Genomic DNA, 13,046 nt, shown 5'->3' with positions numbered 1-13,046 from the left:
GCGCCCAATCTCATCATCAAGGAGACACTTTTCCCGAACTGACGTTTGACACATCCAAACATTTAATCTGGTACGTAGTATCATGCCATACGATAAATGAACTCAGCAAAACACCCGATACAGGCGGTCCAACGCACGCTCGATATTGTCGACGTGCTCAAAGAGAAGCGAGAGGCCCGCGTGACCGACATCGCCGACGAACTAGATTTCTCGAAGGGGACGATCCACTGCCACCTTGCGACGCTCGAGCAGAACGGCTACGTCGTTAAGAACGGTCAGCAGTACTCGCTCGGCCTCCAGTTCATCGACCTCGCTCACCACGCGACGGACCGCGTCGACATCTACGACATCACGCGTGCCGAAGTCGACAAACTCGCGGCCGAGTCCGGTGAGATGGCGCTGTTCACCGTCGAGGAGCACGGAGAGGGCATCTGTCTCTACAAGGCCGAGGGCGAGGACGCCGTGCAGACGGAGCTGTACGTTGGCTACCGGAACAAGCTGTACCATACCGCTGTTGGAAAGGTGCTGCTGGCGTTCATGCCGGAGGAACGCCGGGAGGAGATCATCCGAGAAACCAACTTCGAGCAGATCACGCCGAACACGATCACGGACCCGGGTGAACTCCGAGCGCAACTGACCGAGATTCGCGAGCGCGGCATCGCGTACAATCACGAGGAGACGATCCAAGGGCTCGTCGGGCTCGGGGCGCCGATTCGCGACCAAGATGGAACGCTCTACGGCGCCGTCTCGCTCATCGGTCCGGTGAGCCGGATGGAGGACGAACGGCTCACCGAGGAGTTGCCGAAGCTGATCCGCCGGGCAGTGAACATCGTCGAGGTGAACATCACCTCGCTGTAGTCCGATCGACCGCTCAACGGCCCCTCGATCACTCGAGGTACGAAACCGGCGTCGTGTGGAGCGATGTGAACCCCTCCGCGAACGGGACGCCGGCCCGCTGGCCGAGCGTCCGCGTTCTGGCGCGCACGTTCTCGACGAAATCATCGAACTCGCCGTCTATTCCACCGTGTTCGTCCAGCCACGCGGCCTGGGACTCGTGAGCCTTGACTGCTCGCATCTTCTGTTCGACGTGTTCGGAGACGTCCACGAACGTGTCCGGATCGAACGACGATGTCGGCTTGCCGAAGCAGTAGACGTTCGACGGATCGCATGGCTCCGAGTTGGTTTCGACGAGCGGCAGCGATGCCATGTAGTACGCGTCCGTCACCAGCCGCGACGTGACGCGGTGGTCCGGATGCATGTCGTCCCGGAAGTGCGTCAGGATCAGCTCGGGATCGTGTTCGCGAATCGTCTCGACGATTTCCAGTCGGTTCTCCATCGAGTAGGTCACCCGACCGTCGAGGAACTCGAGGAACTCGACTGACGCGCCGAGTTCGGAGCCCGACTGTCGCGCTTCTTCTTCCCGGACGGCGGCGATTTCTTCCTCGGTGCCGTCCGCCGTTCCGAGCTCTCCGCGTGTCATGTGAACGATCGTCACATCGTCGCCCCGGTCGGCATGTTTTGCGAGCGTTCCACCGCAGAAAATGTCGGCGTCGTCCGGATGTGCAACTATTGCTAAGACGGACATGGCAAAGGCGAGCCATCGCAGTAGGAAAATACTTTCGGCCGATTCTACTCGTGAGAGAACGATTTAATACTGTAAAACGATCGCGGAGTCCGAGTGGCTACCGAATGACTCCTCGAGAACGTTTCTCGGTCGATTACACCCGTACTCATGTAATAGGCCTTCGCCAGCTTGGCCCAGAAAGCCCGAATGAGAGCGTCTATAGCAGTCGTTAGAATTTTCAACTCGAATATTGTTGCTAAACACAGTGGATCATCTCGACGAGATCTCCGTCAAAGAATTGCAAGATACCCTCGACAACGTGGAAGGAAAGAAGCCAACACAACGACTCTTAGCGGCAATAGAGTCCTCGATCGTGCGCTCGCCGCTGGCTCAGACCGTTCAGACACCATTACAACCACAATCGGCCGAATCGAGCGCTCACTGGTCAAGTGACTATGAGGAGGTGCTGAACTAGACAGTGCCGTAAGCGAGTCTTGTACTGAGCCCGTTATCCGATATTCGTTACTTCCGAATTATTGGATGGGGCTATCGAAAGCAGTCGTTTACAACCATACTGTTGTAATCTAAGGCCACAACTTCGCCGTGGTCACCCACATCGGTGGCGCGACTCTCGTTCACTGAAGGTGATCCTCGATGGATACTACGAGATAATTCGCTATTTCGGAATTATCTCACGGATCATCTGTTATACTGTCTGTTCGTGGCTCTGTACCATGGTGATCGATACCCCAGAACACAGCTTGTCGTTATGATTTTTCGCCAGCGATAGCAGAAATTCGGCACAGGCGAAAGTCGTCTTTCTCCGGATGGTGCCGGACTATCACCGCTCCGACCGGAGCGCCTTTCGAAGTCTGTTTGCAGAACTGATGACTAGCCCAGGAATATCCTGCTGGAACCGCTTGCCGGACATCGTATCAGTGGGACTCCTCACGCTGATCGCACCCACCGGGCTGCCGGTCTTGCCTTCCACCGCTGCGGCGATTCCTCGAACATCTTCTCGCCACTCCTCACGATTGAAAGCGATTCCTCGAGACTGGATGTCCTGTAGTTCCTCATCGAGGGCCGCCCGACTTGTTAGGGTATTCTCCGTGTATTCTTGCAGTCCGTGGTCGTCAATGATCGAGTCGACGTCCTCCGGAGCCATCACTGCAAGGAGCGCTTTCCCGGGAGCAGTACAGTGCAATGGAAGTGTCTCGCCCGGGTCGCCAACAGATCGGTCCGACTTCTTTCCCATCGCGGTGTACAGGCAAATTCCACGTTGACGCTCGACCACGACTAAACTCGCCACCAGCCCTGACGCTGTCGCCAACTGCTGAACCTCCGAAACACCCGGCTGATAGAGTGGATATCGGTTTCGCGCGACACTGCCGATTTCAAGGAACCGGAGGCTGACCTGATAGGCCCAGTTGTCGCGAACGACGAAGCCCAACTGTTCGAGCGTCTCCAAGTGACTGTGAATGGTACTTTTCGAGTGCGGCAGGTGATCGTCGAGTTCGGTAATTGTCGCGCTCTCCAGTTCGAGAAGCGCCTCGATTACACGTGCGCTGGTGGCGGTCGCCTTGACCGGTGTATCTTCTCTGTCAGCCATACTGGGGACCTGTATGTGAAGCAGTAAAGAAGTATTCCCTCATTCCGAAAAACCCACAGGAGCGTTCACCACTCGGCGATACTTCCGTCGTCGTGGTACCAGATCGGATTCTGCCAGTCGACCTGCGCATCGGCCTGTTCTCGGACGAATGATTCGTCGATCTCGATACCGAGTCCTGGTTCGTCCGGCGCGTCGACGTAACCGCTCTGGAAGCCGAAGATATCCGGATCTATGAGGTATGCGAGAAGATCGTTCTGCTCCGGATTGTGGATATCGAGGTTCTGGCTCTGGACGAACGCGTTCGAAGTGGTGGCGTCGATGTGAAGACATGAGGCGAAGGCGATCGGGCCGAGCGCGCAGTGGAGTGCAACGGCCACGTCGACGGCTTCGGCGGCGCCGGCAATCTTCTTGACCTCGGTGATACCGCCGGCGTGCGACGGGTCCGGCTGAACGATGTCGACCAGACCGTTCGCGAGCGTCTGCTGGAATTCCCAGCGCGAGTACAGGCGTTCACCGGATGCGAGCGGTGTCTTCGTGTGGGACTCGATCCGCGGAAGCGCGTCGAAGTGTTCCGGGAGGACTGGCTCCTCGTAGAACATCGGATCGTACGGGTCGAGTTTTGATGCCACCCACTTGGCCATCCCGCTCGTTATCCGTCCCCGGAAGTCCACGGCGATATCGATGTCGTCCCCAACTTCGTCGCGGACGGCGGCGAGACGCTCTCTGATCCTTTCGACGACTCCGGGAGAGTCGATGCGCCGAACTTGCGAGTTCGCTGCCATCTTGAGCGCGGTGTATCCGTCGTCGACGGCCGCTGCAGCGGCTTCCCGTATCTCTTCGGGCGTGTCACCGCCGATCCACTGGTAGGTAAGAATCCGGTCTCGTGCTCTGCCGCCCAGGAGGTCGTACACGGGTGCGCCGTAGTGTTTCCCCTTGATATCCCAGAGCGCCTGATCGATGCCGGCCATCGAACTCATCAGGATCGGCCCCCCTCTGAAGTGGCGACCACGGTACATCGCCTGCCAGTGGCGCTCGATTTCGAGCGGATCTTTTCCGATGAGATAGTTATCTAGGATCTCCTCGACCGCCGCGATTGTCGTCTTCGCGTGCCCCTCGACGATTGGTTCTCCCCAGCCGGTCAGCCCCTCGTCAGTCTCGAGTTTGAGAAACACCCATCTCGGGGGCACCTCGAACAGTTCGTAGTTTGTTACTTCCATGAACTACGGTACCCACCCTACGTTAATGGTAGTTGTCCTATGGCGCGAGAGCGATTTATAAAAGGACGATCAGTCTGTAGTCTCAGTCTGATTGCGGAGGTGCCGCGGCGCTCTCAAGTTGGTCCATCGCATCCTCGCGGGTATCCCAGACCTCGAACATCGCCTCGTAGGAGTCGCGGAAGTACTCGTACCACTCGTCGTACTGCGAGGCGCACTCCGGCCGGGGTTCGTACGTCCGGTCGATCGTCGTCGTCTCCTCGGCAGCCGAAGCGATGTCGTCGTACACTCCGGTGGCGACGCCGGCCAGGAACGCCACGCCTTTCGCACCGAACTCATCCCCAGCGGGGACCGAGATCGGCGTGTCGAGGCAGTCGGCAAACATTTGACACCAGAAGTCCGAACGTGCGCCGCCGCCGCTAATCATGATTCGGGAGGATTCACCGGACATGTGTTCGTAGCAGTCTCGCATCGCCAGTGTGACACCTTCGTACACGGCGCGGAGCATATGCTCCTTGGAATGTTCGGGCGACAATCCGAGGAACTGTGCACGAGCGGATGTCTTCAGGAATGGACTCCGCTCACCCGATGTACTGAGATAGGGATGATACAGGGCCCCCTCCGATCCGATCGGCAACTCTTCGAGGTCGGGGACGACCTCTGTGAAGTCTTTGTCGTCGGCGAACTCCTCGAATGCCCAGTCGAGATTTGGCGTCCCGGCCATCGACGCCATCGCCCGGACATAGAAGTCGTCTTCGACGGCGAAGAGGAATCCCGTTCCCTCTGTCTCTTCGGGCGGTTCATCGAGTACCATCTGGTTGAGAGACGTCGTTCCGACGACCGACGAACTGTCGCCCGTTCGCGCAGCGCCGCTGCCGATGCTCGACGCCACGATGTCGATCGCCCCCGAGACGACCGGCGTTCCGATCGGCAGTCCTGTCGCGTCGGAGCCCTCCGTGGTCACGTCGCCGATGATCTCCGACGCTGGCTCGAGACGCGGCAGTAACTCGTCGATGCCGTCGACGTCGACGAGTTCGGGAACGACATCCGAGTACTCGCCCGTCTCGATGTCGATAAACGGGAGCGACGCGTCGCTCAGATCGGTCGTTCGCTCCCCTGTGAGCCGATACTTGAGCCAGTCCTTCGAGCAAAACACGGTGTCGGCGCGCTTGATGGACTCCGGTTCTTCATCGGCGAGCCACTGGAGGATCGGTAGCGACGCCCCCGGGAACAGATCGCTGCCGCAGATGTTCGAGATGAGCGGGGCTACGCCAGTCTCCTCCCACTCGTTGACGTACTTCGCCGCGCGGCTGTCGTTCCAGAGGATCGCATCGCGAACCGGATCGCCCGCTTCATCGATCAGCCAGCAGCCGTCGCCCTGTCCAGTCACACCGACGCCGACGATGTTGTCAGGCTCATCGAGCGAGTCTACGACCTCCCGGATCGTCTCGGCCGTCATCGCCCACGTCTGTTCCATATCCTGTTCGATTTTTCCGGCCTCTGGTTGTTTTAGAGCGTTGTCTCTCGCGGCCCGGTGGAGTTCGTTGCCGTCGAGGTCGAATGCGACCGATTTGATGCGAGTGGTACCTGCGTCTATGCCTATGAGTACGCGACCCATACACATCCCGTTTGGATTATTAATAATAAAGGTTTCCGTACTACGAGAGCTCAGACGCAGTACTATATAATATCTATATACAAACTGACAAAAATACTTATTATCATTGATTGCCGATGTCGTAGTGCTGAGAGAAGTTCGCGGTAGTAGAGCGTCGCTCGGAGATTCCGCGGCGTTCAGCCACGGGCTTCGCAGTCGCAGCAACCGACCATGGGACCAGACTTGACCACGAACGAACGGCCGGCACCGGACCGGTGCGCCAGCGCACAACGACGGGATGATCGACGTGATCATGGAGGGGTAATCCGCCGGTCGGCAGACGACCGTCCAACTGCTGGCGGGTCCCTCTGTGCGCTACCGATTACGAAACATGAAGGCACTCGTCACGGCGAACTTCGACGACGCAAACCTGAACAGACTGCGAGACGAACTCGGTATGGAAGTCGACTACCGGCCGATCGAGGAGCGTTCCAAGCGGTTGTCGTCGTCCGAGCTTGAGGACCTCCTGGAAGGCGTCGACGTGTTCGTCGTCGGTTACGAGGGCGTCTCCGCCGAGTTGATGAACGCGGCCGAGGATCTCCAGCTGATCGCTTGCGCCCGGGGCGGGCCGGACGCCAACGTGGATATCGCCGCCGCGACCGAGCACGGGATTCCAGTCCTGTACGCGCCCGGGCGTAACGCGGTCAGCGTCGCCGACTTCACGTTCGGCCTGATCCTCGCCGTCGTGCGAAACATCGCGCGAAGCCACCACCTGCTCCATACGGGAACGTACACCGGCGAACCGGTCGCGGATGCGGCAGACAGCGGCGAACGCGACGACGTAACGTGGGGCATCGCGAACGGATCGCCGTACGTCGAACTCTCGGGGCCGGAGCTACAGGGAAAGACCCTGGGAATCGTCGGCCTGGGCGCAATCGGTCGGAACGTTGCTCAGCGCGCCGATGGATTCGGGATGGAACTGCTCGCCTTCGACCCCTTCGTCGACGCCGAAGAGATGACCGAGCACGGTATCGAGAAGTCCGACCTGGACGACCTCTGCGAGCGGTCGGACATCGTGACGGTACACTGCCCTATGACAGACGCGACTCGCGGCCTCATCGGCGAGGCAGAGTTCGACCTGCTGTCACACGACGCGTACTTCGTCAACACTGCTCGCGGCGCGATCGTCGATCAGGACGCGCTAATCGAGGCGCTCCGGAGCGACGAACTCGCGGGCGCCGCACTCGACGTGTACGATCAAGAGCCGCTTCCCGATGACCACCCGCTGCTGGAGTTACCCAACGTCGTCACGACGCCGCACCTAGCGGGCGCCGCAGATGAGGTCGTGGACCGTCACTCCGCGATACTCACCCACGATATCGCAGCCGTGCTAGCTGGACGGGAACCCGACCACGTCGCCAACGAGGCGGCGCTCGCTGGGCCGACTGCCGACAACGATGGCTGAATCGCCTACAGACACCGACGTGGACGCGGAGACAGTCCACGAACCCAAGCACACGATGGCACAAGAACTCGAACTCACAGAAGAACGAACCGCAGTCGCAGAGATCGGACAGAAGATGCTCGAACAGGGACTCACCAAAGGAACCGGCGGTAACATCAGCGCCCAGTCGGGCGAGTACGTTGCGATCAGCCCCTCCGGGACGCCGTACGACGAGATCACGGCAGAAGACGTTCCTATCGTCGATCTTCACGGCGAGCGCGTCACCGGCGAACTCGATCCCTCTAGTGAATTCCGGATGCACACCGACGTGTTGCGCAAGCGCGACGACGTCGGTGGTGTGGTCCACACTCACTCGCCGTACGCCAGCACGTTCGCCAGTCTCGGCGAGGCGATTCCCGCGTCGCACTACCTGATCGCGTTCGTCGGCGATCAGGTCCCCATCGCTCCGTACGAAACGTACGGCACGGCCGAACTTGCCGAGGCGGCGCTCGATGCACTGGGCGAGAAGTACAACGCCTGTCTCCTCGAAAATCACGGCGTGCTCGCAGTCGGCGAGTCGGTTGAAGCGGCGTTCGAGGTCGCACTGATGACGGAGTACTGCGCTCGCATCCACTATCAGGCGATCAGCGTCGGCGAACCCAACATCCTCCCCGACGAGGAGATCGATACGCTCCTCGACCGGTTCGCAGACTACGGACAGGGTAACTGACCACAGACACATAGCTACAATTACGACCATGATTCCATCAATCACACTCGAGACGGCAAAGGAAGTAATCGACGCAGCGGAAGAGGCGGCGAAGGCAATCGATAACCCGATGGTGATCACCGTCGTCAATTCCGAGGGAAACCTCGTCGCACAGCGGCGGATGGACGACGCTTGGCTCGCTTCCGTGAACATATCCCGGAACAAGGCGTACACGTCTGCCGCGCTGGACATGCCCACTCACGAACTCGAGGAGGCTACGAAACCCGGTGAGTCGCTCTGGGGACTTCAGACAACTGACGACAATCAACTCGTTGTTTTCGGTGGCGGGTATCCCCTCATCCGCGACGGCAAGGTCATTGGCGCCATCGGCGTCAGCGGCGGCGCCGTCGAACAGGACAGAACGGTCGCCGAAGCCAGCGTCGAGGCCTTCGAAGAGTCACACTGACATCGCGACCGCCAGCGAGAGCTTTTTCTCCGTTAGAGTGTACTGTACATTTAATTACCATCAGTTATATTTATGTTCGATGGGATCTATGATCAGATCGAAGTTAGAGATGATCAATCATCGAAGACACCGTATCGAGCGAGGCGAGTCGACGAGTCAGGTATCCCGTGTTCGTCCCAGTGCGGACGGCCGGAGCATTGGCAAACGAGGTGCGAGCCAGCATGGTTGACGTCGCGGCGATCTGGTCGATCGAGTACTTGCTACTGGCGCTGGCGGGCGGCGCGTTCGGGGCGGCGATTGGTGGGCTCCCCGCATTCATCTTCACCGGTTTCATGGTGATCGCCGGGGAGGCGGCGAATCTGGCCGGCAAAGCAGCAGCCGGCAGCGACGCCGCGGCAATTATGATCACCGACGCAATCGCGTTCGGTCCCGTGTTCGGTCCTCACATCAGCTTCGCGGCCGGCGCGGCCGCGTCGGCGTACGCCGCCAGGCGGGGGTACATGGATACCGACTTCGACTACCATCAGGCGAAAAACATCAACTACGCGTTCGGCACGAAGCCAGATGTCCTCGCGGTCGGCGCACTGTTCGGAGCCGCCGGCTACGTGATGGTCGAGCTGATGGTCGCGTTCGCGATGCCGTTCGATCAGGTCGCAATGGGCGTCGTTCTGTCGGCCGTGCTCCACCGTGTCGCGTTCGGTTACGACGTCGTCGGTACGCCTAGCTCAGGGTGGCTCGACATGAAGCCGTTCGAGCAGGAAGAACTCCAGTCGCCGGACGCCGTCGCTGCCGACGGAGGCGTTATCGGCCAGCGGTACGCCGTCGAACCGTGGCTCCCACAGCAGTACAAGTGGCTCAACGTGGCGGTGCTCGGAGTTGTTGTAGGGATTCTGGGCGCGTATGTCGGCTACGTGAGCGAGAGTCCGTACCTCGCCTTCGGGATCAGTGCTGCCTCACTGATCTTCCTGAGTATTGGTCACGAGAACTTCCCGGTCACGCACCACATTGCGCTCCCATCGAGTACCGCCGTCTTTGCTCTCGCCGGATCGGCTTCCGTCGCGACGGTGTCGTTGTCCGGCGTCGTCGCCGTCGGAGCGATCTTCGGCCTGATCAGTGCGCTCTTCGGCGAAGTGTTCCAGCGGGTCTTCTACGCGCACGGCGACACCCATCTGGACCCGCCCGCCGCAGCCATCGTCTTTGGCACCTTCCTGATCTCGGTGTGTGCTGCTCTCGGTATCCTACCAGGGAGCGGATGGGTCCCCGCGCTATGACTGAGAGACTATAGTCACCGCCGTCCCATCTTCTGGACGGATGTTCGCCAACCTACCAAACACAACCATTATAACGTTTCCACACAAGATATTCTTCGTACTTGTATGCCCCATTCCATCGTCGTCATCGGCGGCGGAGCGACTGGTACGGGAACCGCCCGTGACCTCGCCATGAGAGGGTTCAACGTGACGCTCGTCGAACGTGGGAATCTCACCGAGGGGACCACGGGCCGAACGCACGGCCACCTCCACAGCGGTGCTCGCTATGCCGTCAGTGACCAAGAGAGCGCCGTCGACTGCATGCAGGAAAATCGGATACTGCGCGATATCGCCGGCCACTGTATCGAGGACACCGGCGGGCTCTTCGTCCAGCTCGAGGGCGATCCCGACGAATACTTCGAGAAGAAACTCGAAGGGTGTGAAGAGTGTGGTATCCCGACAGAAGTGATCTCCGGGGAGGAAGCCCGTCGACGCGAACCGTATCTCTCCGCCGATGTGGAACGAGCAATCTGGGTTCCGGACGGTGCAATCGATCCGTTCCGCCTCTGTGTCGCGAACGCTGCCGACGCTGTCGACCACGGCGCAACCGTCGAAACACACGCAGAAGTCGTAGACGTGCTGGTCGACGATGGATCAGTTACCGGCGTCGAGATCGAGCGTCACGGACCGACCTATCTCGGCAAGGGGTCGGAAGGAGACATCGAGACGCTCCAGGCCGACTATGTGGTCAGTGCGACAGGCGCGTGGGCCGGGCAACTGGCGGAGATGGCCGGTATAGAACTGAAAATGTCCATCTCGAAGGGCGCGATGGTCGTCACGAACGTCCGACAACTCGACACGGTGATCAACCGTTGTCTCCCGAAAGGCGAGGGGGATACGATCATCCCTCACGAGACGACTGTCCTGCTCGGCGCCAACGACGACCCGGTAGACGATCCGGACAACTACCCCGAAGAGCAGTGGGAAGTCGACATGATGATCGACATCGCCGCGGAGATGGTCCCGGTCGTCGCCGATGCGCGTATGATTCGCGCGTACTGGGGTGTACGACCGCTGTACGACCCCAACCCCAGATCGACGACCGATCCCAGTGATGTCACCCGTAACTACTTCATCCTCGATCACGCCGAACGCGACAGCGTCGAGGGGTTCGCTTCCGTCGTCGGCGGGAAACTGACGACGTACCGGGAGATGTCCGAGTCCGTCGCTGACCACGTCTGCGAGGCGTTCGGTGTCGACGCTACCTGTCGAACGCACGAGAAGCCTCTCCCGGGGAGCACCGATCCATCCGCGCTCGACGATCGGATGGACGAATTCGACCTTCGATCACCGATCGCTCGCCGAAGCCGTCAGCGACTCGGCGACCGCGCTCCGGAAGTACTGGACATTGACGGGGCGAACCCGACGATCTGTGCGTGTGAGGGGGTCTCTAGAGCCGAAATCCAGGACGCAATCGACCGGGTCGGCGCTAACCTGAACGGCGTCAGGCTCCAGACTCGCGCATCGATGGGGAACTGTCAGGGCGGGTTCTGCACCCATCGGCTGGGAGCTGAGCTGTACCCCAACCACGAGAGGGGTGCTGCTCGAGACGAGATCGACCGGCTGTACCAGGAGCGCTGGAAAGGGCAGCGTCACACCCTTTGGGGCGAACAGCTCTCTCAAGCGATGCTGAACCACATGCTTCACGCGACCACGATGAACCACGACGCCGATCCCGCCGTTTTCGACGACGAGATCGATTACGGCGCGTACGACTCTGGTGTAACTGCGGAGGGAAGCCGTGGCGATTAAGAGCGATGTTCTCGTCGTCGGCGGAGGGCTCGCCGGTGTGACGAGTGCAGTCGCAGCTGCCCGCAACGGCGCTGATGTCCGCCTGATCTCCCACAAGAAAACGACGCTCAGGCAAGCGTCCGGACTCGTCGACGGGCTCGGATACGTTCCCGGACGGTCTCAGTCGACCGATCGGGAAGACTCTCCCTCCCAGAAGCGAAGGGACTTTCGAGCATTTCGGGACAACCGGAGTGAGTACCGTGGGCCGCTAATCACGCCGTTCGACGGAATCGACTCCCTCCCCGATGGCCATCCCTATTCGGTTCTCGGAGCAGACGCTCTCCGATCGGGGCTTTCGTTGTTCGATGATCTCGTCGACGGCGCGTACCTGGGCGGACACACGGAGAAGAACGCACTCGTTCCGACCTTCGGCGGGACGGTGAAGCCAACCGCGCGATATCCGCGCTCGGCGGCGGCAGGAATCGCGAGCGATAATCGGTCGATGCTTGTCGCCGGATTTCGGTCGTTCACCGACTTTGACGCTCGCATGGTCGCTGATAACCTTGACGCCGCTGGCGTCCCCTTCGGGGTAACCGGTGCCGAAATAGCGTTCGCTGATACGTTCCCTGCCGACGCCGAGGTGACTCGCTTCGCGAAGGCGCTTGATCACGACGAACGCATCGACGGGACGCCCGCCCGGCAGGCGCTGGCCGACGCCGTTTCCCCGCACGTCGGTGACGCCAAACGCGTCGGGTTCCCCGCCCTGCTCGGCGATGATAACGCCGACGAGGTCCGTGCCGAACTCGAGGAGCGACTGGGCGCAGCCGTGTTCGAGATTCCGACCGGCCCACCGAGCCTCCCCGGCCTGCGGCTGGAGGATCGGCTCTACGCAGCACTGGATGCCGAAGGGGTGAAGTATGAGACCGGGTGTCCGGTCGTGGGCTACGAAACCGCCGCGGGTACACCGTCCAGAGTCGAGACAGTACTGGTCGATCGGAGCGGTCAAGAGATTCCGTATTCGGCTTCGGCGTTCGTGCTCGCAACCGGCGGATTCGTCGGGAAAGGGCTCGACTCTGACCGCGATCGGGTCTTCGAACCGGTGTTCGACTGTCACGTCCCGCAACCACCGGATCGGTACGACTGGTTCGTCGACGACGCTTTTGGCGATCAGCCGTACGCCCGGTTCGGCGTCAATCCCGACGCAACGATGCGACCGCTCGACGCGGACGGTGACCCGGAGTTCACCAACCTGTATGCGGCCGGATCAGCGGTCGGCGGTGCGGATGTCGCCCGCGAGAAATCGGCCAGTGGCGTCTCGCTGGCCACCGGAGCTGTCGCCGGCCGAGCGGCCGCAGCAGCGATAGACGACTTGAATCTAGAACTAGGAACGACGGAAATTTGA

11 protein-coding genes and 1 pseudogene are annotated in these 13,046 nt (G+C 60.5%); 8 read left to right on the top strand and 4 right to left on the bottom strand.

The features are described from left to right. Positions 1–96: 96 nt before the first annotated feature. Positions 97–858 (top strand): IclR family transcriptional regulator, encoded by a 762-nt coding sequence (locus SM755_RS15195; RefSeq protein WP_006825808.1) that lies wholly within the window; start codon positions 97–99, stop codon positions 856–858. A 28-nt stretch (positions 859–886) separates the two neighbouring features. On the opposite strand, the gene SM755_RS15190 is transcribed toward SM755_RS15195, so the two are convergent. After that, a complete protein-coding gene (locus SM755_RS15190) occupies positions 887–1,585 on the bottom strand; it encodes a PIG-L family deacetylase (RefSeq protein ID WP_323173409.1) in 699 nt (232 codons plus the stop codon). Between the two features lie 244 nt (positions 1,586–1,829). Between SM755_RS15190 and SM755_RS15185 the strand changes: the two are divergent. Further along, positions 1,830–1,958: pseudogene (locus SM755_RS15185) on the top strand (IS630 family transposase); the annotation flags it as partial. A gap of 447 nt (positions 1,959–2,405) precedes the next feature. On the opposite strand, the gene SM755_RS15180 reads toward SM755_RS15185, so the two are convergent. From SM755_RS15180 to SM755_RS15170, 3 genes are all read right to left on the bottom strand, one after another. Next, positions 2,406–3,173: an IclR family transcriptional regulator gene (locus SM755_RS15180; RefSeq protein WP_323173408.1), complete on the bottom strand. Its 768-nt coding sequence runs from the start codon at positions 3,171–3,173 to the stop codon at positions 2,406–2,408. A gap of 65 nt (positions 3,174–3,238) precedes the next feature. Further along, positions 3,239–4,390: a galactonate dehydratase gene (gene dgoD / locus SM755_RS15175; RefSeq protein ID WP_323173407.1), complete on the bottom strand. Its 1,152-nt coding sequence runs from the start codon at positions 4,388–4,390 to the stop codon at positions 3,239–3,241. 82 nt (positions 4,391–4,472) lie between these two features. Then, positions 4,473–6,005 (bottom strand): FGGY-family carbohydrate kinase, encoded by a 1,533-nt coding sequence (locus tag SM755_RS15170; RefSeq protein ID WP_323173406.1) that lies wholly within the window; start codon positions 6,003–6,005, stop codon positions 4,473–4,475. Between the two features lie 370 nt (positions 6,006–6,375). Here SM755_RS15170 and SM755_RS15165 point away from each other — a divergent pair, with 370 nt between their 5' ends. The 6 genes from SM755_RS15165 (at position 6,376) to glpB (ending at position 13,046) form a co-directional block, all read left to right on the top strand. Further along, the gene (locus tag SM755_RS15165) at positions 6,376–7,449 is read left to right on the top strand and encodes a 2-hydroxyacid dehydrogenase (protein ID WP_323173405.1); all 1,074 of its coding nucleotides are present in this window, start codon (positions 6,376–6,378) and stop codon (positions 7,447–7,449) included. Continuing rightward, complete coding sequence (locus SM755_RS15160; RefSeq protein ID WP_323173404.1) at positions 7,442–8,158, top strand: class II aldolase/adducin family protein; 717 nt, start codon at positions 7,442–7,444, stop codon at positions 8,156–8,158. Before SM755_RS15165 ends, SM755_RS15160 begins: the two co-directional genes overlap by 8 nt. A gap of 28 nt (positions 8,159–8,186) precedes the next feature. Then, positions 8,187–8,603: a heme-binding protein gene (locus tag SM755_RS15155; protein WP_323173403.1), complete on the top strand. Its 417-nt coding sequence runs from the start codon at positions 8,187–8,189 to the stop codon at positions 8,601–8,603. A gap of 221 nt (positions 8,604–8,824) precedes the next feature. Next, a complete protein-coding gene (locus SM755_RS15150; protein ID WP_006825816.1) occupies positions 8,825–9,874 on the top strand; it encodes a hypothetical protein in 1,050 nt (349 codons plus the stop codon). Between the two features lie 105 nt (positions 9,875–9,979). Next, positions 9,980–11,665: an anaerobic glycerol-3-phosphate dehydrogenase subunit GlpA gene (gene glpA, locus SM755_RS15145; RefSeq protein ID WP_323173402.1), complete on the top strand. Its 1,686-nt coding sequence runs from the start codon at positions 9,980–9,982 to the stop codon at positions 11,663–11,665. Then, positions 11,655–13,046, top strand: coding sequence for a glycerol-3-phosphate dehydrogenase subunit GlpB (glpB, locus tag SM755_RS15140; protein WP_323173401.1), 1,392 nt, complete (start codon positions 11,655–11,657; stop codon positions 13,044–13,046). Before glpA ends, glpB begins: the two co-directional genes overlap by 11 nt.

The organism is Natrialba sp. PRR66, from assembly GCF_034808065.1.
Classification (GTDB): Archaea; Halobacteriota; Halobacteria; order Halobacteriales; family Natrialbaceae; genus Natrialba; species Natrialba aegyptia.
This window is presented reverse-complemented; position numbering and strand designations above follow the sequence as displayed.